At 66.3% G+C, this 22,278-nt stretch carries 22 protein-coding genes; 10 read left to right on the top strand and 12 right to left on the bottom strand.

The genetic code is table 11. From position 1 onward, the window contains the following. Positions 1 to 2: 2 nt before the first annotated feature. The 3 genes from HF886_RS03350 to HF886_RS03340 are packed head-to-tail and all read right to left on the bottom strand — an operon-like array spanning position 3 to position 3,105. Positions 3 to 788, bottom strand: a complete 786-nt coding sequence (locus tag HF886_RS03350) for an enoyl-CoA hydratase-related protein (protein ID WP_169622027.1) — start codon at positions 786 to 788, stop codon at positions 3 to 5. Next, positions 785 to 1,807: a phosphotransferase family protein gene (locus HF886_RS03345; RefSeq protein WP_169622028.1), complete on the bottom strand. Its 1,023-nt coding sequence runs from the start codon at positions 1,805 to 1,807 to the stop codon at positions 785 to 787. The genes HF886_RS03350 and HF886_RS03345 overlap by 4 nt, the downstream gene beginning before the upstream one ends. After that, positions 1,804 to 3,105 (bottom strand): acyl-CoA dehydrogenase family protein, encoded by a 1,302-nt coding sequence (locus HF886_RS03340; RefSeq protein ID WP_169622029.1) that lies wholly within the window; start codon positions 3,103 to 3,105, stop codon positions 1,804 to 1,806. Before HF886_RS03340 ends, HF886_RS03345 begins: the two co-directional genes overlap by 4 nt. Positions 3,106 to 3,206: 101 nt before the next feature. Between HF886_RS03340 and HF886_RS03335 the strand changes: the two genes are divergently transcribed. The 3 genes from HF886_RS03335 to HF886_RS03325 are packed head-to-tail and all read left to right on the top strand — an operon-like array spanning position 3,207 to position 5,375. Next, entirely contained in the window at positions 3,207 to 3,650 is a 444-nt protein-coding gene (locus tag HF886_RS03335; RefSeq protein WP_169622030.1) for a VOC family protein, read from the top strand. A gap of 40 nt (positions 3,651 to 3,690) precedes the next feature. Beyond that, positions 3,691 to 4,521, top strand: coding sequence for an SDR family oxidoreductase (locus HF886_RS21360; protein WP_169651544.1), 831 nt, complete (start codon positions 3,691 to 3,693; stop codon positions 4,519 to 4,521). Further along, positions 4,518 to 5,375: a TIGR03619 family F420-dependent LLM class oxidoreductase gene (locus tag HF886_RS03325; RefSeq protein WP_169651543.1), complete on the top strand. Its 858-nt coding sequence runs from the start codon at positions 4,518 to 4,520 to the stop codon at positions 5,373 to 5,375. The genes HF886_RS21360 and HF886_RS03325 overlap by 4 nt, the downstream gene beginning before the upstream one ends. 33 nt (positions 5,376 to 5,408) lie before the next feature. Here the strand turns inward: HF886_RS03325 and HF886_RS03320 are convergent, their stop codons facing one another. After that, positions 5,409 to 6,068: a TetR/AcrR family transcriptional regulator gene (locus HF886_RS03320; RefSeq protein ID WP_169651542.1), complete on the bottom strand. Its 660-nt coding sequence runs from the start codon at positions 6,066 to 6,068 to the stop codon at positions 5,409 to 5,411. A gap of 89 nt (positions 6,069 to 6,157) precedes the next feature. Between HF886_RS03320 and HF886_RS03315 the strand changes: the two genes are divergently transcribed. From HF886_RS03315 to HF886_RS03290, 6 genes are read left to right on the top strand one after another with little or no spacing between them, the layout of a single operon-like run. Next, on the top strand, positions 6,158 to 7,453 hold the full coding sequence (locus HF886_RS03315) for a hypothetical protein (protein WP_169651541.1): 1,296 nt from the start codon (positions 6,158 to 6,160) through the stop codon (positions 7,451 to 7,453). Between the two features lie 7 nt (positions 7,454 to 7,460). After that, a complete protein-coding gene (locus tag HF886_RS03310; RefSeq protein WP_169651540.1) occupies positions 7,461 to 8,870 on the top strand; it encodes an acyl-CoA reductase in 1,410 nt (469 codons plus the stop codon). Further along, positions 8,863 to 9,951, top strand: a complete 1,089-nt coding sequence (locus tag HF886_RS03305) for an aldo/keto reductase (protein ID WP_240954841.1) — start codon at positions 8,863 to 8,865, stop codon at positions 9,949 to 9,951. The genes HF886_RS03310 and HF886_RS03305 overlap by 8 nt, the downstream gene beginning before the upstream one ends. A gap of 53 nt (positions 9,952 to 10,004) precedes the next feature. Next, entirely contained in the window at positions 10,005 to 11,438 is a 1,434-nt protein-coding gene (locus tag HF886_RS03300; protein ID WP_169651539.1) for an aldehyde dehydrogenase family protein, read from the top strand. Positions 11,439 to 11,464: 26 nt separating this feature from the next. Next, a complete protein-coding gene (locus tag HF886_RS03295; RefSeq protein ID WP_169651538.1) occupies positions 11,465 to 11,938 on the top strand; it encodes a carboxymuconolactone decarboxylase family protein in 474 nt (157 codons plus the stop codon). Next, complete coding sequence (locus HF886_RS03290) at positions 11,935 to 12,882, top strand: NAD(P)-dependent oxidoreductase (RefSeq protein ID WP_169622037.1); 948 nt, start codon at positions 11,935 to 11,937, stop codon at positions 12,880 to 12,882. Before HF886_RS03295 ends, HF886_RS03290 begins: the two co-directional genes overlap by 4 nt. A 4-nt stretch (positions 12,883 to 12,886) precedes the next feature. Here HF886_RS03290 and HF886_RS03285 read toward each other — a convergent pair whose 3' ends face one another. Beyond that, positions 12,887 to 13,648: an SDR family NAD(P)-dependent oxidoreductase gene (locus HF886_RS03285; protein ID WP_169651537.1), complete on the bottom strand. Its 762-nt coding sequence runs from the start codon at positions 13,646 to 13,648 to the stop codon at positions 12,887 to 12,889. A gap of 170 nt (positions 13,649 to 13,818) precedes the next feature. Here HF886_RS03285 and HF886_RS03280 point away from each other — a divergent pair, with 170 nt between their 5' ends. After that, positions 13,819 to 15,360 (top strand): acyl-CoA synthetase, encoded by a 1,542-nt coding sequence (locus tag HF886_RS03280; protein ID WP_206038535.1) that lies wholly within the window; start codon positions 13,819 to 13,821, stop codon positions 15,358 to 15,360. Positions 15,361 to 15,420: 60 nt separating this feature from the next. Here HF886_RS03280 and HF886_RS03275 read toward each other — a convergent pair whose 3' ends face one another. The 7 genes from HF886_RS03275 to HF886_RS03245 form a co-directional block, all read right to left on the bottom strand. After that, on the bottom strand, positions 15,421 to 16,215 hold the full coding sequence (locus HF886_RS03275; RefSeq protein WP_169651536.1) for an NAD(P)-dependent oxidoreductase: 795 nt from the start codon (positions 16,213 to 16,215) through the stop codon (positions 15,421 to 15,423). After that, positions 16,212 to 17,030, bottom strand: a complete 819-nt coding sequence (locus HF886_RS03270; protein ID WP_169651535.1) for an NAD(P)-dependent oxidoreductase — start codon at positions 17,028 to 17,030, stop codon at positions 16,212 to 16,214. The genes HF886_RS03275 and HF886_RS03270 overlap by 4 nt, the downstream gene beginning before the upstream one ends. Positions 17,031 to 17,058: 28 nt before the next feature. Further along, on the bottom strand, positions 17,059 to 17,994 hold the full coding sequence (locus HF886_RS03265; protein WP_169651534.1) for an alpha/beta hydrolase: 936 nt from the start codon (positions 17,992 to 17,994) through the stop codon (positions 17,059 to 17,061). Continuing rightward, positions 17,994 to 19,694, bottom strand: a complete 1,701-nt coding sequence (locus HF886_RS03260; protein ID WP_169651606.1) for an OB-fold domain-containing protein — start codon at positions 19,692 to 19,694, stop codon at positions 17,994 to 17,996. The genes HF886_RS03265 and HF886_RS03260 overlap by 1 nt, the downstream gene beginning before the upstream one ends. A gap of 29 nt (positions 19,695 to 19,723) precedes the next feature. Next, positions 19,724 to 21,070 carry a cytochrome P450 gene (locus tag HF886_RS03255; protein WP_169622042.1) on the bottom strand — a complete coding sequence of 449 codons (1,347 nt, stop codon included), beginning with the start codon at positions 21,068 to 21,070 and terminating at the stop codon, positions 19,724 to 19,726. Positions 21,071 to 21,119: 49 nt separating this feature from the next. Then, a complete protein-coding gene (locus tag HF886_RS03250; RefSeq protein WP_169622043.1) occupies positions 21,120 to 21,311 on the bottom strand; it encodes a ferredoxin in 192 nt (63 codons plus the stop codon). A gap of 85 nt (positions 21,312 to 21,396) precedes the next feature. Then, entirely contained in the window at positions 21,397 to 22,257 is an 861-nt protein-coding gene (locus HF886_RS03245) for a mycofactocin-coupled SDR family oxidoreductase (RefSeq protein WP_169651533.1), read from the bottom strand. Between the last annotated feature and the right edge of the window lie 21 nt (positions 22,258 to 22,278).

Below are 22,278 nucleotides of genomic sequence, written 5' to 3'. Positions count from 1 at the left end.
GCTCATCGCCCCTGCCAGGCCGGCGCTCGCTTCTCCATGAACGCCGCAGCGCCCTCCTTGGCATCGTCGCTGGCGAACACCAGGGACTGCCAGTATCCGAGCCGTTCCGACGCATACTCGGGATCGGTCAGCGAGGACCGTACGAGTTCCTTGACCGCGGCGAGTCCGAGAGGTGCGTTCGCAGCGATGCGGCGCGCGTAGTCCAGAGCGGTGTTCAGCACCTCGTCGGGTTCGACCACGGCGTTGATCAACCCGAGTTCGTACCCGCGTTGCGCGGTGATCGGATCGCCGGTCAGGGCGATCTCGAGTGCGGCGCCGATCGGAATACGCGTCCCGATGGAAGTTCCTCCGCCGGCCGGGAAGAGACCCCTCTTGACCTCGGGCAGACCGAACTTCGCCGCAGACGAGGCGACGATGATGTCGGCCCCGAGGAGAAGTTCGAGCCCTCCGCCCACCGCGCTGCCGTTGGCGGCACCGATCACCGGTATCCCGAGCTTTCCCTGGCAGAGCCGCGCATAGGCGGCAGCAGCCTCATCGGACCCGAGACCGATGTCCTCGCCGCTCGCGAACGCCCGCAGATCCATCCCGGCGCAGAACGCGCGGTCCCCGGTAGCGGTGAGCACGACGGCACGGATCTCCGGATCGCGCTCGGCGTCCGCGACCGCGGCACCGAGGCCGCGAATCACCGCGCCGGTCAGTGCATTGCGGGCATCGGGGCGGTCGATGCGCAGCACGAGGATGGGGCCGTGCTGCTCACGAATCAGCCCCTCGACTGCTGCTGCGGTCATCCCTTGTACTCCGTGGATTCGGCGAGGTCGGCGGCCGACTTCATCAGGTCGACGATCACCGGCCCGTACGACTGCAGTTTCACGTCGTCACCTGCACGCTGGAAACCCTGCTCCAGGACGATCGCGAGCTTCCACTTGGCCAGCACGAGGTAGTAGTCGAGGTCGTCGACCTGGCGGCCGGAGATCTCCGAGTAGTGCTGGACCAGGTCGGACCGGTTCGGCATTCCCCGGAGGTCGACGTAGGTAGCCTCGGCGGCGCTCGGCGAGTTCATGTCCTCGGGCCAGTTCATGACCATCCAGGCGAGGTCGAGCTTGGGATCGCCGACCGTGCCCATCTCCCAGTCCACGAGGGCGGCGAGTTTCGCGGGCGCCCCGTGCTGGAACATCACGTTCGCGAACTGGTAGTCGCCGTGCATCAGGCCCGGGATGTAGTCGAGCGGGCGATGGTTCTGCAGCCACTTGGTAGCGACGTCGAGACCTTCGATCTCACGTCCCTTGATCCGTTCGAAGAACGCGGTCCAGCGGTCGACCTGACGGTCGTGGAAACCCTCGGGGCGGCCGAGGTCCTGCAGACCCTGAGCCTTCCAGTCGACCTTCGAGAGCAGCGCGATGCCTTCGGCGAGCTGATAGGCCAGGCCCGCGCGCGCGTCGAGGTCGGTGTCGAAAGGTGCCGGCCACGCCTCCCGGTGATCCATCGGCGACCATCCGTCGACGTATCCCATGAGGTAGAACGACCGGCCCAGGACGGACTTGTCCTCGCAGGCCGCGACAGCTTCGGTGTGCGGGACGTCGGTGCCGTCGAGGCCCTGGATGATGCGCCATTCGCGCATGATTCCCTTGTCGCGGTCGGCGGGTGCCGCAGCCGGCGGGATACGAATGACGCTGGTGAAGTCGTCACGGGTGAGCTTGTAGATTTCGTTCTGGGTACCGCCGGACAGGTACTCGGCTTCGAGCGGCGCACCCTTGCCGGGCAGGCCCTGCTCGTCCATCCATTCGGCGAGTCGCGAGGTATCGATCACTGGTTTCCCACTTCGAGTTCGAGGTAGTCGGCGAGTTTCGCCCGGGCTGCTTCCTGCTTCTTCGGAATCCACTCCGACGGCCACATGTCGTCGGTGGGCTCGTAATCGCGGAGGACCTGCTTGGCGACCGTGGTCTTGTGCACCTCGGTCGGTCCGTCGGCGAGTCCCATCACGGCGGCGCCGTGGATCATCCTGAAGAACGGCATCTCGTTGGTGACACCGAGAGCACCGTGCACCTGCATTGCGCGCCAGGCGATGTCGTGCAGCACGGTCGGCATCACGATCTTCGCGGTGGCGATGTCCTTGCGGACCTTCTTGTAGTCGTTGTACTTGTCGATCTTCCATGCCGTGTTCAACACGAACAGCCGGAACTGGGCGAGCTGCGCGTACGAGTCGGCGATGTAGCCCTGCACGGTCTGCTTGTCCGCAAGGCGGCTACCGGCGGTCTCCCGGCTCAGGACGCGCTCGCACATCATGTCGACGGCCTTCTGTGCGAGGCCGATCGTCCGCATCGCGTGATGGATCCTGCCACCGCCGAGGCGTGTCTGGGCCGCCGCGAAGGCCTGACCCTCCGCGCCCAGGAGCGCCTCGTGGGGCACGCGCACATCGTTGTAATGGATGAGTGCGTGGGTGCCGTCGTTCATCGGTTCGCCGTACAGTCCGACGTTGCGAACGATCTCGACCCCGGGTGTGTCGGTGGGGACGAGGAACATGGATGTTCCCTTGTGCACCGGGACGTCGGGGTCCGTCACGACCATCACGATGAGGAACGCCGCAGTCCGCGCGTTGGAGGAGAAGTACTTCCACCCGTTGATGACCCAGTCGTCGCCGTCCCTGACGGCGCGGGTCCGGAACTGCGCGGGGTCGGCGCCGCCCTGGGGCTCGGTCATCGAGTACGAGGAGAAGATCTCCCCGTCGAGCAGCGGCTGCAGGTAGCGCGCCTTCTGCTCGGGGGTTCCGTAGTGCGCGATGATCTCGGCGTTACCGGTGTCCGGAGCCTGGCAGCCGAACACGATCGGTGCCCACGACGACCGCCCGAGGATCTCGTTGAGCAGCGCGAGTTTGAGCTGGCCGTAGCCCTGGCCACCGAGTTCGGGGCCGAGATGCGTCGCCCACAGTCCCTGCTGCCGGACCTGCTCCTTGAGGGGATCGATGGCCTTGCGGCGGAGTCCGTCGAGCGGCACGAACTGCTGGTGCTCCCACACCAGGTCGAGCGGCTCTACCTCGTTTCGCACAAACGCGTCAGCCCAGTCCAGCTTTTCCTGGTACTCGGGATCGGTTTCGAAGTCCCACGCCATTGTGCCTCCTCTCCAACTGTGAGAATATCTTTCTCGCAACTCAGAATACGATTCTTACACGGGTTCGGGTGGTTGCGAAACCCCTACGTTCGGAGGCGGCAGTGAAGGCAGAGGATCTGTTCCATTTCGGGATCGTCGCGGACGACCCGGGGGCGGCACGTGACGAGCTGTCGGACCTGCTCGGTTACAGCTGGGGGCCGCAAGTGGGCGGTCTTGTACCTGTGAAACTCCCGACCGGCGACGCCGTGGTGACGCTCGAATGCTCCTATTCCGTCACGACGCCACGGATCGAAGTCGTTGCGAGCGTCCCCGGAACCATGTGGCAGGCGACCTCCGGGGTGCACCACCTCGGGTACTGGTCCGACGACGTCGATGCGGACTGTGCCGAACTCGAACGGCAGGGTTACTCCGTGGAGGCCACGCGGGACGCGCCCGGAGGTGGACTGTTCTTCGCGTTCGCGCGCAGCCGGACGGGGCTGCTCGTCGAACTCGTCACCCGCGCAGCCGAACCCGGGTTGTCGGGATGCTGGGCACCGCAACACTGAACGCCGGACACGACACCGCACTTACCAGGGGGCGAAAACTGTGACAACAGTCGGGATTGCGACCGGGGCCGGCCGGGGAATGGGATACGCGTGCGCGGCGCGGATGGTCGGCACGGTCGACACGCTGCTGCTCCTCGATCTGGACGAGGCGACGGTGACCGCCGCGGCCGAGGGGTTGTCGACCGAACGGACCCGGGTCGAACCGTTCGTGCTCGACGTCACCGACGCCGACGGCCTCGCGCGACTCGCTCGTCGTGTCTCCGAACTCGGTACCCTCCGGTCGGTTGCGCATGCGGCCGGTATCTCGCCGACCATGGCCGATTGGCGCCGGATCTTCTCCGTCGATCTCGTCGGCACGGCTCTGCTCGCGGAAGCGTTGCGTCCGCTGGCGACCGCCGGTACCGCCTCGGTGTACTTCGCCTCGATGGCGCCGACCATCGGGCAGATCCACGCCTCTCCGGAGATCACCGCGGTGCTGTCGGACCCGCTCGCCGAGGACTTCCTCGATCGTATGCGCGAATCGGTGGGTGAGGCGGTGGAGCACACCGGCGTCGCGTACGCGTGGGCGAAATACGGCGTGCAGCAGTTCGCGCGCGACGAAGCGGTTCGGCTCGGCGCCGTCGGAGCGCGGGCATGCTCGGTCTCGCCCGGCATGATCGACACGCCACAGGGCCGGCAGGAGGCGGAGCACAACGAACGAATCGGCGCGATGGTCAAGATGACACCGCTCGGCAGGACCGGCGACGCCGACGAACTTGCCGCTGTCGTCGCGTTCCTGCTGTCCGACGATGCGGGATTCGTCAACGGCACCGACGTGCTCGTCGACGGCGGTGTGTGTGCCGCGAGTGCGCGACGACGAGCGGACGCATGAGCCCCACCATGGGGGTCGGCCTCCACTACGGTGGCACCGACACATCGATGCCGCTCGTGGGCCTCGCGCATGCTGCGGAGGAGCGAGGATTCGAATCCCTGTTCGTTCCTGAACATTCCCACATACCGACAGCGCGGAACACACCGTTTCCGGGTGGCGGGCCGGTGCCCGACCATTACTTCGGTCTGTGGGATCCGCTCGTGGGTTTGTCCTTCGTCGCGGCGTCGACGAATCTCGTCGTCGGAACGTGCACGGCACTTCCCGGTGGGCACGACCCGATCTCGTATGCCAAGGCCGTGGCCACGCTCGACGTCATGTCGGGCGGCCGGCTGGTTCTCGGTGTCGGATTCGGCTGGAACAACGACGAGTTCGAGGACCACGGGTTCGATGCTCGGGACAAGTACCCGGTGGTCGAAGAGAAGATCGCTCTGATGAAGAGTGTGTGGACCGACGAGGAAGCGGCGTACGACGGGAAACATGTTCGGCTTTCTCCCAGCAGAGTCGGGCCGAAACCCCTGCAACGCCCGCATCCTCCGTTGCTGCTCGGTGTGCGCCCGGGCGCGGTGGGCTTTCGCAGGGTCGCCGCATGGGCGGACGGCTGGATCCCGATGGGGCACCACGTGGTCGACACGCTGGAGGGTGATCTGAAACAACTCCGCGAGGAGTGGGAGCGGGTCGGCCGCGACCCCGGCGACATCCGCGTGACCGTCCTGCAGGCGATCCGCCCCGACCTCGCCGACGTGCTCGAGAGATTCCGGCAGATGCCGGTCGACCGTGTCGTCGTCGACATTCCGAGCGCCGGTGACGAGGTGCTGCTTCCCGTCCTCGACCAGATCGCCGCAGGCGCCTTCTGACGGGCGCCCGTCTCGCATGTCGCCGGCCGGTTGTCACGCCGGTCGCAGTCCCCGGAGAAACAGTGTTACCGCTGCGCGCGTGTGTGATTCGATATCGGCCGGCGTGCGGATGATGCCGAACGACGCGAGACGGGCGGGTGCGCTCGTTGCCATACCGAGAAACAACTCGGCGAGCATCTCCGGATCGTCGGCGTCGACAGCGCCTTTCCCGGCATGGTGCCGGAGCAGGTCGGCGACGAGTTTCGTCCGGGGCCATGCCCCGCGTCCGTACGTCCGGCGTGCGATCTCGGGATAGCTGGAAGCGTGCGCGATCGCGACCTGTTCGAGACGAACCATCGACGGATCGAGCGCCCGCCGGAGCGCGGTCGTGGCGATCTCGGTCAGCGCGGCCTCGAGGTCGTCGAGTGGGGGCGCCGGCGGTTCGGGGAAGGGCCAGTCGGTGCGCTTCACCGCCCATCCCATGACCGATCGGAACACCGCCTCCTTGGTGGGGAAACGCGCATACAGCGAGGGTTTCGTCGTGCCGGCTGCGGCCGCGATGCCGTTCATGGACGTGCCTTCGTAGCCGTGTTCCAGAAACAGCTCGAGGGCGCTTTCCCGGATACGGCGATCGAGATCCGAGGCCTGTTCGGCTGTGGGGCGTCCGCCCTTGTTTCGCTTCGTGCCTTCGCCGGGGGCCGTGGAACTCGTCATATCCGCCAGTGTGCCAAAGCGATCCGGGCATAGACAGAAAACTTGACCCGTGGGTATGGTTACCGAAATCGCATACCGCCGGAGGGGAAATGTCACTTACGCAAGACAAGAACGACGTGATCGAAGCGATCGACGCGAAGTTTCAGGAGCGACGCCATCAGGTCCCTGTGCTGCATCAGCGCGCCGAGGCAGAAGGCATCACCGCCATCACGTCCCGCGAGGACATGGTTCCGTTGCTGTTCCCGCACACGACCTACAAGAGCTACCCGGAATCGCTCATCGCCAAGGGCCGCTGGTCGAGCATGAATCGCTGGATCGACTCGCTGTCGACGCACCGCGTGACGGAGGTCGACGTCACGGGCGTTTCCGACGTCGACGAGTGGATCGAGGCACTCGAGGCGGCCGGCCACCTCGTGTCCAGCTCGAGCGGGACGAGCGGCAAAGGTTCCTTCCTCAACAAGTCGGTTCGCGACCGTGAAGCCAACATGCAGAACATGATCGACGGGCTCACCGAACTCGGAATGCCGCCGGAACGCCGCTGGCATGTCATCCCCGTCGGACCCGATACCGGGCAGAGCGCACACGTCGCCATGCGCGACCTGATCATCGACAACTACCGCCGTCCCGACGGCATCCCGTTGTTCGAAGGCACTCCGCCGGTCGGTCACCACCGCTATATGGCCCGGCTGCAAGCCATGCGACGAGCCATGGCCGACGGCACCGCCACCCCGGACGACATCGCTGCGTTCGAGGCGGAGGCGCACGGGCGTGCGGCAGAACAGGAACGGCGCCTGCACCACTGGGCGGACCACATCCTTGCGCGGCCCACCGAGGAGATCTTCTTCAACGCCCAGTTCACACAGCTGTTCCGCCTGGTGGAAATCCTCCGGGAGAAGGGTGCCCGCGAAGGCAGCATTTCGGGCGCCAACGCACTGACGGTCGGCGGCGGACTCAAGGGCAGCACCCTGCCCGCGGATTACCAGGAGCAGATCTTCGGAATGCTCAATATCGCGCCCGAGCGGTTCTTCCACTACTACTCCATGCAGGAACTCAACCTCCGCATGCCACGGTGCCTCGGTGGGCGCTACCACGTTCCCGACGGACTCGTGCTGTTCGTACTCGACAAGGACGGCGAAAAACTCGCGGACGTCGTGGACGGAAGAGTCGAAGGCCGTGCAGCTTTCTTCGACCTGACCGTCGACGGACGTTGGGGCGGAACGATCTCCGGCGACCGCATCGTCGTCGAACAGGGGGTGTGCCCGTGCGGGCACGCCGGCGAGACGATTCTTCCTGATATCGCGCGATATTCGGACCTGGGCAACGACGACAAGATCACGTGCGCCGGAACCATGGATGCGTACGTCCGCGGCTTCATCGAACAGTGAGACGACCATGACCACAACTGCTTCCGCGCCGCCCGCGTCCACGATCCGGGTGCCGCACTTCGTCCGCGGTGAACTCGTCTGGGGGGAGGAGAGCGAATACCTTTCCCGCGACTTCGGTGTGCCGTTCGTGACCCCACGTCTCGAGTACAACGGCCTGTTCGCCCCACGCTCGGAGGTCGGACCCGCTTTCGAGGTTCCGGTCTCGGAGATCATCGACTTCCTGGTCGAAACCGCGCAGTACCTGACTCTGGAGAAGAACGAGTACCTCCAGGAATCACTCGAGATGACGGTTCAGGTCAGCGCATTGCCCCGCCGGATCATCGAGAACACCTTCGCTCGCCCGGGACAGTTCCTCACCAGAGCGGCACTCGAATACCGGCTCGAACGGACCTTCGGGAGTCTCGACGTCCTCGACGGCTGGACCGAACGCACCGACCCGAACGGCAGCGTGAGCCGGGTTCGTGCGTTCCCTCCGCGACTGGTCCACATGATGGCCGGCAACTCTCCGAGCGCCGCGATGACCACGATCGCCGACGCGGCCCTGACGAAAGGCATCAACCTCTTCAAGGTGCCGTCTGCCGATCCGTTCACCACCGTGGCCGTGCTGCGCACGATGGCTGATATCGCTCCCGATCATCCCGTGCTCCGTTCGATGTCCGCGGTGTACTGGCGAGGCGGTGACGAGGCCGTCGAAAACGTGCTCTACCGCTCGCAGTACTTCGACAAACTCGTCGCGTGGGGCGGTGGCTCCGCCATCGAGAACGCCGCGAAGTATGTGGGTCCGGGGTTCCAGCTCATCTCGTTCGACCCCAAGGTTTCCATGTCGATCGTCGGACGTGAGGCGTTCGAGTCGGAGGAGACACTGCGTGAGGTGGCCGAACTTGCCGCCCTCGACGCCACGATCTTCAACCAGGATGCGTGTCTCGCGGCCCGCCACATCTGTGTCGAAGGCGACGACGAGCAGGTGGACCGGTTCTGTGCGCTGCTGCACGAGCGACTGGGCGTGGACCGCGATTTCGCGGAAGCATTCGGGCCGAAGCCCGGCGCCGAAATCCGGGACGCGGTCGAGGGCATGCGATTCCTCGAACCCGAATACCGGGTATGGGGGACGTTCGACGGTAGTGGTCTCGTGGTGCGCTCCCCGGAGATGGTGGACTTCCACCCGACCGACAAGACGGTCAACGTCATCCCGGTCGCGGCGATGCGCGAGGCCGCGTCCTACGCCACAGTGGCGACGCAGACCGTCGGCGTCTACCCGGCGTCACGGAAGGCCGAGATCCGCGACCTCCTCGCCACTGCCGGGGTCCAGCGCATCGTGCGGCTCGGCAGCGCCCTGAAGGGCAGCATGGGTGGACCTCACGACGGCATGTATCCGCTGCACCGTTTCGTCAACTGGGTGGTGGACGACGATGCCTGAACAGCGGTCGAGCGGGATGGCGCAACGAGTTCTCGGATCCTCGGGTATCCGTGTGAGCGAGTGGTGCCTGGGGACCATGACCTTCGGAACGGAATGGGGATTCGGTGCCGAGGAGGCGACCTGTCGCGAGGTCTACGACGAATATCGCGCAGCCGGCGGAAATTTCGTCGACACCGCCAACAATTACACCAACGGCGCGAGCGAAGAGATCCTCGGCCGGTTGATCGCGCCCGAGCGCGACGCGGTGGTCGTGAGTACCAAGTACACCCTGCCGACCGACCCGCACGACGCGAACTCCGGCGGGAGCAACCGCAAGAGTCTGCGCCGCAGTGTCGAGACGAGCTTGAGGAGGCTGGGCACCGACTACGTGGACATGCTGTGGGTGCACGCATGGGACCGCTGTACACCGGCGGAGGAAACCCTCCGCGGGCTCGACGATCTGGTGCGTTCGGGGAAAGTACTGGCCCTCGGCATTTCCAACACACCCGCATGGGTGGTCTCCCGGTCGGACGCGATCGCGGAACTCAGAGGATGGACGTCGTTCTGCGCGATGCAGATCGAGTACTCGCTCGTCGTGCGGACGCCCGAGCGGGAACTGCTGCCCATGGCGGACGAACTCGGGCTCGCGGTGAGTGCCTGGAGCCCCCTGGCCCGCGGCGCCCTGGCACGCGAGCACACCGACGAGAGCCTGGCTCGGCTGTCGGCCCGTGCACGACGCGTGATCGAGGTGACGCGCTCGATCGCACAGGAACTCGGGCACTCGCCTGCGCAGGTAGCGCTCGCATGGGTGAGACACCGGGGACCGATGGTCTCGATCGGAGCCCGGACCGTTGCGCAGCTGCGGGACAATCTCGGTGCCGCCGCGGTGGTGCTGAACGACGCGCACCTCGCACAACTCGACGACGCGTCGCGGATAACGTTGGGCTACCCGCACGACTTCCTCCATGAGCGCCGTGCGTTGCTCGCCCCGGATGCCTTGCCGCCGTTGGGTGCAACGAGGCAAGATTCGGAGGGCTCTGCGCGACGGCGGCACAGCGGTACCCGCCCGGGCGGACAGCAGACAGCATCGGCGGCGCGATAGCCGCGGCACTCGAAGACGACTGCGTTCTTCGACAACTCCCGGAAGGCAACATCATGGAGACGCTCGACCATTGGATCGGCGGCGTGGCAGTACCCCCCGCCGGCGGTGAGTACCTCGCGGTCACCGATCCTGCGACCGGCCGGACCGTACGGCAGGTCGCGCGAGGTGACGCCGCCGATGTGGACGCAGCCGTGCGGGCCGCGGTGAACGCGACCGCGCAATGGCTGGCCGTTCCCGCGCTTTCCCGCGGGCGGCTCCTCGTCGACCTCGCCCGCGCGATGCGGGCCGACGCATCGGTCCTCGCGGCACTCGAGATCAGCGAAACCGGGAAGCCGGAGAAGGTCGCGCTCGCGGAGGTGGAGAATTCCGCGACCTATTTCGAGTTCTACGGCGGGCTTGTCGGCATGCCCGCGGGCGAAACCCTGGATGTGGCGCCCGACCAGCACGTGTTCACCATTCGTGAGCCGTTCGGTGTGATCGGCGTGATCACCCCGTGGAACCTTCCGCTCAACCAGTCCGCACGCGCGTGCGCTCCTGCCCTGGCGGCGGGAAACACGGTGGTCGTCAAGCCTTCCGAGAACACTTCCGCCTCCAGCGTGCGGCTCGCGCAGTTGGCCACCGAGGTGGGCTTCCCCGAGGGCGCCTTCACCGTGGTGCTCGGTACGGGGGCCGAAGCCGGGGCGGCGCTCGTCCATCATCCGGATATCGCGAAGGTTGCCTTCACCGGTTCGGTACCCACCGGACGCGTGATCGCCGGTATCGCGGCCGACCGGGTCATCCCGGCCACCCTCGAACTGGGCGGCAAATCCGCGAACATCGTGTTCGCCGACGCCGACCTCGATGCGGCGGTGGCGGGAGCGGTGCAGGGTTTCACCGCGAATGCGGGGCAGGTGTGCTCGGCCGGAACCCGCCTTCTCGTGCAGCGCGACGTGCACGACGAGGTGGTGACCCGACTGGTGGACGCGGTGTCCCGCATCCGCGTCGGCCACGACATGGGCCCCCTCATCACCCGCGACCAGTTCGAGAAGGTGCAGGAATACTTCAAGATCGCCGAATCGGAAGGTGCGCGTGTAGAAACCGGCGGCACGGTGTCGGCATTCGCCGCCGAATCCGGCGGCTTCTACATCGACCCCACCGTGTACAGCGGAGTAGGCAACGCGATGCGCATCGCCCGGGAGGAGATCTTCGGTCCGGTGGTCGTGGTCATCCCGTTCGACACGGCGGACGAGGCGATCGCGATCGCCGACGACTCCGACTACGGGTTGGTCGCGGGCGTATGGACGAGGGACATTTCGCGTGCCCTCACCGTCAGCGGGCGCCTGCGCACCGGCCAGGTCTTCGTCAACACCTGGTCGACCGGGTCGGTGCAGACACCGTTCGGAGGCTGGAAGCACAGCGGGTACGGCCGCGAAAAGGGTGTGGAAGCGCTCCACCACTACGGCCAGGTCAAATGCGTCACAGTCAAACTCGATTCGGCCCGGCTCTGAAACCGCCGGCCACGAAGGGATCACCGATGTCTCCAGAGGGCACCACCGTGCGGAGCGGCGTCGCCGCAGCACACGAGACGGTCTACAACGCCGGACTCACCGAACGCAGGGATGTGCTGGGCGACGAGTATGTCGATGCGGCGCTGACCCGCAACGCGGGCACGGACGGGGAAGCCCTCCAGGGCTACGTCAGCGAGTTCGTCTGGGGCGGTGTGTGGACTCGCGAAGGCTTGGGACGGCGCGACCGGTCCCTCGTCACGGTGTCACTGCTCATCGCGCTCGGGCAGCACACCGAACTTGCGACCCATGTGCGCGCGGGACTCCGGAACGGGCTGACCCGCAGGGAGATATCCGAGGCGGTACTCCACGCCACCGCGTACGTCGGCGCGCCGGCGGGACTCGCCGCGATGCGGGTCGTCCAGGCGACACTCGTGGAACAACTGGGACCGCTCGACGCAGCGGAGTCCGGCACCTCCTCCGCCGAGGAGGCGACAGCATGAGTGCGACGTCGGTACGCCGCCTGGGGCACGTCGGTCTCGGTGCTATGGGCCGCCCGATCGCGCGCAACTTCGCGCGCAGCGTCCGGCCACTGGTGGTACGCGATGCCGACATCGACTCTCAGCAGCGTTTCGTCGACGAGCATTCCGGAGTCAGCGGTGCCGCGGGATTCGCCGACTTCTCCGACTGTGATGCCGTGATCCTGGTCCTGCCGACCAGCGACATCGTGGACGCCGTGGTGCTGGGTGAGGACGGCCTGCTCGCGCATCTCCGTCCGGGCGCCGTGCTGATCGATATGGGCTCGAGCGTGCCCACGCGCACACAACGCCTCGCCCGGATCGCCGGAGAGAAGGGGATCTCGGTCGTCGACGCGCCGGTCAGCGGCGGGGTGGCGAAGGCCGAACAGGCGGCCCTCGCCGTGATGGTCGGTGGTGACACCGCTGTTGTCGACAGGGTCCGCCCGTTGTTGCAGGAGACCGGACAGGAGATCATCCACGTCGGTGCGGTCGGTTCGGGACACGCGGCCAAGGCGCTCAACAACCTGCTGGCCGCGAACAATGTCCTCGTCGCGGCCGAAGCCTTGCTCGTGGGCAGGAAGTTCGGCATCGCGCCGGAAACCCTTCTCGCGGTGCTCAACGCGGGGAGCGGCCGCAATCAGGCCACCGAGACGAAGTACGAGAAGTTCGTGCTGTCGCGGACCTTCGATTCCGGATTCGCCGCCGCGTTGATGCGCAAGGACATCGGCATCGCGCTCGACCTGGCGCACGACCAGGGGATCGAGCCGGTGCTGGGAGAGGCCATCGGCCGAGTCTGGAATGCCGCGGTCGACGCCCTCGAACCGGGGGCAGACCAGACCGCGGTGGTGCGCTACCTCGAACAGGCACACGGCGTTTCGCTGGGAGACGCCGCGGCCGAGCAGAACCAGCGCGCCACGGAGACGGAGTAGGTCGTCAACGCAGGACGGTTCCGCCGTCCACGTTGACGACCTGCCCGTTGATCCAGGACCCGTCGTCGGACATCAGATACGCGACCATGCTCGACACATCGGCAGCTTCCCCGAGGCGGGTGCTGCGCGTGCGCGCGAGCATTCCGGCGAGCAGGTCGGGCGGCGCGCCTTCCCGGATCTCGTCGGTCAGGATCAGGCCCGGTGTCACCGCGTTGGCGCGGATGCCTTCGCGTCCCCACCGCGACGCGACATGGCGTGCGAGAGCGTTGATCCCCGCCTTCGTCGCAGAGTATGCGGGCCGTTGCGGATCACCGGTGAACGAGGCGATCGACGAGGTGTAGACGATGGCACCGCCTCCGCGTTCGAGCAGCAGGGGAACGGTGTGCCGCGTGACGAGCATGTGGCCGCGCAGATTGACGGCGACCGTGCGGTCCCACACGTCGAGGTCGATGCTCACCACGTCGGAATCCTTGGTGACGGCGGACATGTCGCCGGCGTTGATGTGGACCGCGTCGAGTCCGCCGTAACCGTCCACCGTCGACGCTACGAGGGCCCGCACGGAATCGTCGTCGGAGATGTCGAACTGCGCCGCGGTCGCCTCACCGCCTGTTGCGCGGATGGAGGCGGCGGTGCGCTCGGCTCCCTCCGCATCGATGTCGCCGACGACGACCCGGGCGCCTTCCCTGGCGAGGCGATGCGCGGAGTCGGCGCCGAGTCCGGTTGCGGCACCCGCGATCAGTACGACTTTGCCTTTCAATCCGTCCATATGAACATCCCTGCTTTTCGCGTCGGTCCAGAAAACCGGAAACCCGTGAATCCGAACCTACCTAGAGCAAGAACAAAGTTCTAGTGTGTGAGAACAATGTTTCCGTTTCGTCGGCGGGGGCCGGCGGTCGACGAAGAAGGCGAGAGTCCGTGACCGAAACCCAGGAACTGTTGATACCGAGCACCCACGCGCGCGCCCACCCGGACCGGCCCGCGATCGTCATGGCGTCCAGCGGAGAGACCGTGACCTACGCGCAACTCGAGGAGCGTTCGATCCGGTTCGCGCGAGCACTCCGATCCCGGGGACTGCGCCCCGGCGACCACATCGCGATCCTCATGGAGAACAACCGCCCGTTCCTCGAGATCTGCTGGGCAGCACAAAGATCAGGCCTGTACTACACGGCGATCAACCGGCATTTCAGGGCCGGTGAGGTCCAGCACGTGCTGAGCGACTGCGGTGCGGTCGCCCTCGTCAGCAGCGAGGGAATGGCCGAGGTGATCGAGAATCTCGACCTCGGTGCCATTCGGGTGCTCGTGTCGGCGAGCGGGTCGATCCCGGGATTCGAACACTACGGCGACGTGCTTCGCAGCGAGTCGGCCGAACCCCTCGAGGCCGAAATCGAGGGCCGGGAGATGCTGTACTCGGGTGGCACCACGGGCTTTCCGAAGGGCGTGCGCAAACCGTGGCCGGGCACGCCACTCGGTGATCCCTCGTGCGCACCCGTTCTCATCGCCCGTGGTCTTCTGCGCCACGGTCCGCGTCAGGACGTCGTCTATCTCTCGCCCGCTCCGCTGTATCATGCGTCGCCACTGGTCTTCTCGATGTCCTGGCATCGGCTCGGCGGCACTGTCGTCGTGATGGAGAACTTCGACGCGCGCACGTGTCTCGAGTTGATCGAGAAGTACCGGGTCACCGACGCGCAGTTCGTCCCCACCATGTTCGTGCGGTTGCTCAAACTGCCCGACGACATCCGCGCTCGGTATGACACGTCGAGCCTGCGGGAGGTCGTCCACGGTGCTGCCCCCTGCCCCGTCGCCGTCAAGCAGCAGATGATGCAGTGGTGGGGACCGATTATCCACGAGTACTACTCGGGTACAGAGGATGTGGGCGCGTCCGCGATCTCTCCCGAAGAGTGGCTGTCGCATCCCGGTTCGGTGGGCCGGCCGATGCAGGAGTGCCACATCGTGGGCGACGACGGTCGAGAGCTTCCCCCGGGGGAGGTAGGCGTGGTGTATTTCGCGGGCGGTCGAGCGTTCGAGTACCACAACGATCCCGAGAAAACCGCGTCCATCACCAACGAGCAGGGGTGGCGGACATTGGGCGACATGGGATATCTCGACGCTGAGGGCTACCTCTATCTCACCGATCGCCAGGCATTCATGATCATCTCGGGAGGGGTGAACATCTATCCGCAGGAGACAGAGAACCTCCTCGTCGGTCACCCCGCGGTGGTCGACGCCGCCGTGATCGGCGTTCCGGACGACGAAATGGGAGAAGCCGTCAAAGCTGTGGTCCAGTTGGCAGATCCGGCGTCGGCAAGCCCGGAACTCGAGTCCGAGCTCATCGACTTCTGCCGTAACGAGCTGGCTTCCTTCAAATGTCCTCGCACGGTGGACTTCGTCACGGAGCTTCCACGCGACCCCAACGGCAAGTTGTACAAGCGCCGACTGCGCGACGGGTACTGGGCTGATAGAGAATCCCACGTCGTCTGACCGGGAGACGGACGCCGGGGCTACGCACCGAGTGCATCGCCCCGGCGTCGGGGCCGCGACTTACGTACGCGCGTCGATCGCGGTGTCGAGCACGCCCAGGTCGGCTCCGAGTTCGGCGACGGTCGCACGCACGACGGCAATGTCTTTCGACAGGAACTCGCCGACAGCGCTGCGGAAGTCCGCGACGGAACCGCGCATCGCGATGTTGCCCATGACTTTGCACGACGAACTCGCGTGCGGAAGTGCCTCGAAGAGCGATTTCTCGTCGAGGCCGAGCCGGCGGCCGAGTTCTGCCGCCTCCGCCATCAGGCCGATCTCCGCCGCGAACAAGGCATTGTTGACCAGCTTGACCCGCTGGCCACTGCCGCTGGGTCCGACGTGGATGACCGGGTCACCATAACTCTTCAGCACCGGCGTCACGGCAGAGACGGCCTCGTCCGGGCCACCGACGAACAAGGTCAGCGCACCCGCCGCGATGTCGTGCGGTCCACCGCTGACCGCAGCGTCGACGACCGATACCCCGTACGGGGCCGCCTCGGCGGTCAACGTCTCGATGGAACGAGGGCTGATCGTCGTGTGGACGATCAGGGTCGAGCCCTGTGGCATACGAGCGAGCACTCCGTCGTCGAGGCATACCTGCCGGACTTGGGCGTCGGTGAAGACGCAGACCGCGACGATGTCGGCGCCGTCGCCGATGTCGGAGATGTCCGCCACCGGCCGGGCCCCGGCCGACTCGAGAGCCGATCGGGTCTCCTCGTTGCGCGCCAGAGCCCGCACGTCGTGGCCGTTCGAGACGAGACGCCCCACCATGGGCAGGCCCATGCGGCCCGCGCCGACGAAATGCACTGTGGTCACCGCGGATACTCCATCATCTCGAGGGTGGCGTCGGCTGCGGTCAGCGCGGCGCCGGGGGTGACGCCGGCTGTGTCGGCGATCTCCGCGATGTGCCGCACATCCTTGCGCAGAAGTTCACCCGCGTGCTGCGCGATACGGTCGAGTGTCCCGCCTGCCGACACCACGCGTCCGAGGGCGAAGCTGTTCGCGGTGCCGTTCGCGACGACCTCACCCAGGCGCGCCGAATCGATCCCGAGGGCCGCACCGAGTTCGAGGGTGCTTGCCGCGGCGGACAGGTTCGCGGTGAACAACAGGTTGTTGAGGAGCTTGGTGACCTGGCCGGCTCCCACTTCGCCGAGATGCACGACAGGGTTGCCGTAGGTCGAGAACACCGGACGGCACTTCTCGACGGTCTCGGCATCGCCTCCGACCATGACGAGCAAAGTGCCTGCGGCCGCGCCCATTCCGCCGCCGCTGACCGGCGCGTCGACGACCGAAACGCCGCGTGTGCCGGCGATCTCGGCGAGTTCCCTGCAGGTATCCGGGTGGATCGTGCTGTGGATCGCGATCACGGCGCCTTCACGGAGTCCTTCGAGGAGCCCGTTCTCTCCGGCGACGATCTGCCGGACGTCGTCGTCACCGACCACGCACAGGCACACCAGGTCGCTCACCGCCGCGAGCTTCGCCGGTGACTCGGCGTAGGTGGCGGCAGTGTCGGCGTACGGTTCGAGGGACGCGGGCCGGCGAGCCCACAGTGTGGTCTCGAAGCCTGCTTCGACGATACGGCGGGCCATCGGCCCGCCCTGACTTCCGAGCCCGATGAATCCGACACGCATCACCGAACCTCCTTACCGTTCGTGGTGGTCATGACCTGAAATCCGCCGGCCGGGTGCGGCCCTCGATGCACTCCTCGAGGAACGAGATCACGCGACGGTGGTAGGCGGGCGCGGCGTAACCGATGCTCAGGTTGTGCCCACCCGACGGCTCTACCTGCACCTGCACGCGGGGTGCCTCCGTGAACATCGCCGCAACGTCGTCGAGAGCGGACGGGTCGTTGCGCCAGACCTTTTCGTACTCGGCCGCGGTGAAGTGCACCGGTACCCGGACCTCTGCGGCGAGTGCAGGGAAGTTCTCCTGGGGCCAGGACGCCGTCACGACGCCCTCGTACGCCGGGGTGGACGACGCGATCTTCGCGCCGCCGATGATGTCGGCCGGGTAGAGATCGGCCGGGGTCCAGAGCAGTTCGCCGACGCCGCGGGCGTTCGCGTACCGATCCTTGGTGCCGAAGATGTCGGCCGCGAGCGCGTGATGCTCGCGTCCGGTGCCCGACAGTTCGAGGCCGAGGATGTCGCCGTTGCGATCGTCGACTGCCATCCGCATCGTCAACTCGCTGCCGACGGAATGTCCCCAGAGGAACACACCGGCACCGCGCGATCCCGAGCCGAGGAAACCGTCGATCGCCGCAAACGCAAGCTCCACCCGGCGAGCGGGTTCGGACATGCCCTCGTGATGCGGGCGGGAAGACCCGTAACCCGGACGGTCGAGCGCCAGCACGGTGAATCCCTGCGCCACCGCCTCTCTCATCAGCGACAGTTCCGGATGGTCGGGGCAATCCCAGTACACGGACCGGGCGGCACCACCGTGCAGCGCGACGATCACGGCACGGGGTGCATCCGCCTCGATGAGGAGGCCGGACATCGGGATGCCCTCGACATCGACGACGCGAGAGACGGGTGAGACGCCTCCCGCGCCGTCGACGCGGGCCTCCTCGATCGGTGAGGTGCGGGGGTGAGCGGCCATCACGACTCGCTCCGGAGCAGCATCGCGCTGCCCGGGGTGAGCCCGCCGCTGCTGACGACGGCGACACGCGCATCGCGAACCTGGCGGTCGCCCGCTTCGCCGCGCAACTGTGTGACCGCTTCGTGGACGAGGCCCATGCCGTGGGTGCGGCCGTGCGAGAGCTGGCCGCCGTGCGTGTTGAGCGGGAGGATGCCGTCGCGCGCGATGTTCTTTCCTCCGTCGAGGAAGTCCTTCGCTTCGCCGATCCCGCAGAAGCCCAGTGCTTCGATCCAGGACAGGGCGTTGAAGCTGAAGCCGTCGTACAACTCCGCGACGTCGACGTCCTCCGGACGGAGCGAGGTGCGTGTCCACAGGTGCGCTGCGGGCCCGAGGACCTGCGGTTCGTGCGTGAGGGTGCTCTGGTCCCACTCGATGCGCTCGACGATTTGGGTCCCGACCGCTTCGACGCGGATGGCGGGACGGGCGAGATCGCGTGTCGTTTCGGCCGCGGAGACGATGACCGCGACGGCACCGTCGCACGGGACGTCGCAGTCGTAGAGCCCGAACGGCGTGGTGACCGGGCGTGCGGACAGGTAGTCGTCCATGGTCATCGGGTCGCGGTAGATCGCGGTCGGGTTGAGTGCTGCGTTCGCCCGCTGGTTCAACGCGATCCAGCCGAGGGTCTCGCGCGTCGTCCCGTAGCGATGGAAATGCCGCTGGGCGTTCTGGGCGAGTGTGTGTGCCGCGGAGCTGGCACCGAAGGGCATCATCCAGCTCGTGGTGCGTCCACCGGACGGGGTGATGTCGCCCGAGCGCATCATTTCGCTGTAGGTCGACTCCCACAGTGTCCGGTAGCAGAGCACGTGGCGTGCGAGCCCACTCGCCACGGCGAGCATCGCGGCGATCACCGAGCCGCTGGGACCGGGGGTTTCGAGCCCACCGTTGAACCAGGTGGGGCGCAGGCCGAGCGCGGACTCGAGCGCGCCGATGCCGCCTTCGCCGAACCCGACCAGGGGGCCGGCACCCGGGTAGGTCGACAGGCCGTCGATGTCGTCCATCGTCAGGCCGGCGTCGGCCACGGCGCGCTCACAGGCCTCGATGGTGAGGGCGATCGGATTGACCATCATGCGGCGTCCGATGTCGGACATGCCGACGCCGCTGATGGCGACTTTGTCCTCGAACTTGTCCTGAGTGACAGGGGGACGGATGTGGAACCGGATCTGGTCCGGTTCGATCTCGTCCGTCGGCAGGGGAGCAGGGGGACCCTGCTCCGCTACCGGGCGGAAGAACGGAAGCCAGACGTCGCCGTCGGCTTCGAACACGACTTCCATGCGCATGCCGAGCTCGAGTTGCTCGGCATCGCATTCCACCGTGTTGGTCGTGAGCCGCACCCGGGGGTCTTCCTCGAGTGCGACCTGCGCGATGACGAACGGCGTAGGGAGCCCGGGCAGACCGAAGCGGTGGTTGACCGTGAATCCGATGAGGGTGGCGTAACCCGAGACGACGCGCACCCCCATCTGTTTCCCCCGGCAGTAGCGGCAGATCGGCTGAGGAGGATGGATGAGAGCCGAGCACGACTCGCATTCCTGTATCCGCAGCAGGCCGTCCGCGCCTGATTTCCAGAAGAACTTGTTTTCCAGGGTCAGCTGGGGGAGGGGACGTCCGGACGCTTTCGCCGGCGTGTCCTGTGTCCCTGCGTTCCCTGATTCCTGATCGACCACCGCTGTGTCAGCCACTTACCCGAGCATCCTTACTTTTTTGCCGTGATGGGTGCTGCGAGTTCCTGTTCGTCGATCAGGACCTGCAACTTTTCCAGGGTCGCGTCGAGGCCGGGGCCGATCCGCTTGCCCGGCGTGAACGTTGCGGGCAGATGCCGCATGCCCTGGATGACTCCGATCGAGTCGTAGTGAACCGTGTTCTCCGCATCGCATGTGTAATCCGGCATGCGATCGAACACGGCGATCAACATCCGCTTGAACACCGTCCGTGCCAGGTTCGACCCGATGCAGCGGTGCACACCCAGTCCGAAACTGAAGTGCCGGTTGCCCTTACGCTCGATGTCCACCGAGTTGGGCTCGTCGAACAGGGCCGGATCGCGGTTGGCCATCGCCCACGACAGCCAGACACGTTCGCCTTCCTTGACCTGCGCGCCGCTGAACTCGCAGTCCGCAGAGAAGGTGCGTCCGTCACCGGGCGTCGGAGAGAAGTAGCGCAGGAACTCCTCGGTGGCGCTGTCGAGCAGGGCGTCGCGTTCGTCGCTGAGACGCGTGCGCTCGGTGGGGTTCTCCCCGAGCCATTCGAGTGCGTGCGCGGTCAGCGCGGTGGTGGTGTCGAAGCCGCCGCCGATGAGCAGGCTGAGGATGCCCAGCAACTCCATGTCGTCGGGCTTCTCGCCGAGCACCTCGACGTCGGCGATCGCGTTGATCAGGCCCGGGCGAGGCTTCTCCCGGATCTCGAACAGGTTGGTGAGCAGGTCGATACCCATGTTGCGGTGAAGCTCACCGATGCGTGCGATGTCGGGGGAATCCGGCGGGGTGTAGATGGCCGCGTGGACCGGCTCGCAGTAGACCTCCCACTTCTTGATCGGGATGCCGAGCATCGCCAGCGTGATGACGGCCGGCACGACGTTCGCGAGGTCGTCGACGAAATCGATTCGGCCGCTCTCGATCTTCTCGTCGAGGGCGGCCTGCACGACCTCGTCGATGATCGGGATCCACTTCTGGATCGCAGCAGGGGAGAGATACGGGTTGAGGAGTGCCCGGAATTCGCGGTGCTCCGGGTCGTCCATTTCGAGAATTCCGCCGCGCACGCCGGAGGCGCGCTCGGCGGTCGGGATCATGATGCCCTTGTACCCGCGACGAACGCCCTTGATGTCGTGGTCGTTCGAGACATTGGGTGAACGGACGATGTTGAACACCTCGTCGCTACCCGCGGCGACCCAGTGGCCTCCGTGGGTGTCCGACCATGCCATGGGGCACTTCGACTGCATTTCCTCCGTGATCGGCAGGAAGTTCTCGCGGTAGTCGGCGGCGTGCCGGTCGAAATTGAAGACCGGGGTCCGGTGGGAATTGTCGGCAACGACGTCGTCGACACTCATGGTTTCCTCTCTGACGCTTCGATGGACGGACTGTTCGAAACGTTGATGGTCAGGAGATCTGGATGGCCTGCTCGGGGCACGACCGCGCGGCTTCCCGCACGTTCTCCTCGAGGTGGGCGGGCACTTCCTCGACGACGGCTGTGGCGTGACCGTCGATTTCGCTCAGTTCGAATACCTCCGGTGCCGCCATGGCGCACAGGGTGTGCCCTTGGCAGCGCTCGGGATCGACCTTCACCTTCACGATATTTCCTCCCGGTTGCGGTTGAAATTGGTTGGCGCCCGGATATTCCCACGACCACCGGGGAAAGTCCCGCGCACTGTGACGGTCAGATGTGGAAGTCGTACCACTTCAGGTACCCGCCACCGTCGACACGCATCTGCATGCCCGTGACGTAGCGCGACTCGTCGGACGCGAGGAAGAGCACCATGTTGCTGGAGTCCTCGGGCTCGATGTACGGAATCGGCATGGCCTGCTGGACACCGAACACAGGCTCGGCGTCCGCGCGGGTCGGGTGCTCGAGGTCCGGGCGGAACGACCGGTACATGGGCTCGCTCTGCAGCATCTCGGTGTTGCAGTTCGTGGGATGCAGCGCGTTGACGCGGATCTTGCGGGGTGCCAGATGGGTCGCCAGTTCGTGAACCAGCTGGGCGATGGCACGCTTGGAGAAGACGTAGGCGACGCCGCCGAGGTCCTTGCCCGGTACGTCGACCTTGGACACGTCCATCAGGGCGGCAGTGGAACCGGTGGCGATGATCGAGCCGCCCTCGGCGAGATGCGGAAGCGCGGCGTGGATCGCGTTGAGCGTGCCGACCAGGTTGGTGTCGACGACATCGGCCCACGCCTGGGTCTGCGGCTCGCCCTTCATACCGGCGACACCGGCCTGCGCGACGACGATGTCGACCTTGCCGAACTCGGCCAGCCCCTGCTCCAGGGCGGCTTTCACCTGCGCGGCCTCACGCACGTCGGCCTGGACGGCGACGATGCGCCGGCCTTCCTTCTCGACGAGCCGGACGGTCTCTTCGAGATCTTCCGGGGTCGCCATGGCGTACCCCATCGAATCGATGTTCCGGCAGATGTCGACAGCGATGATGTCGGCGCCTTCGGATGCGAGTTTGACTGCGTGACTACGGCCTTGACCACGAGCTGCGCCGGTGATAAACGCGACCTTGCCTTCAACACGTCCCACGGGAGAATCCTTTCGGAAGGG

It is taken from the genome of Rhodococcus sp. 105337 (assembly GCF_012844225.1).
Lineage (GTDB): Bacteria > Actinomycetota > Actinomycetes > Mycobacteriales > Mycobacteriaceae > Rhodococcus.
The sequence above is the reverse complement of the archived record's forward strand: the minus strand, read 5'-3'. Positions and strand labels throughout refer to the sequence as shown.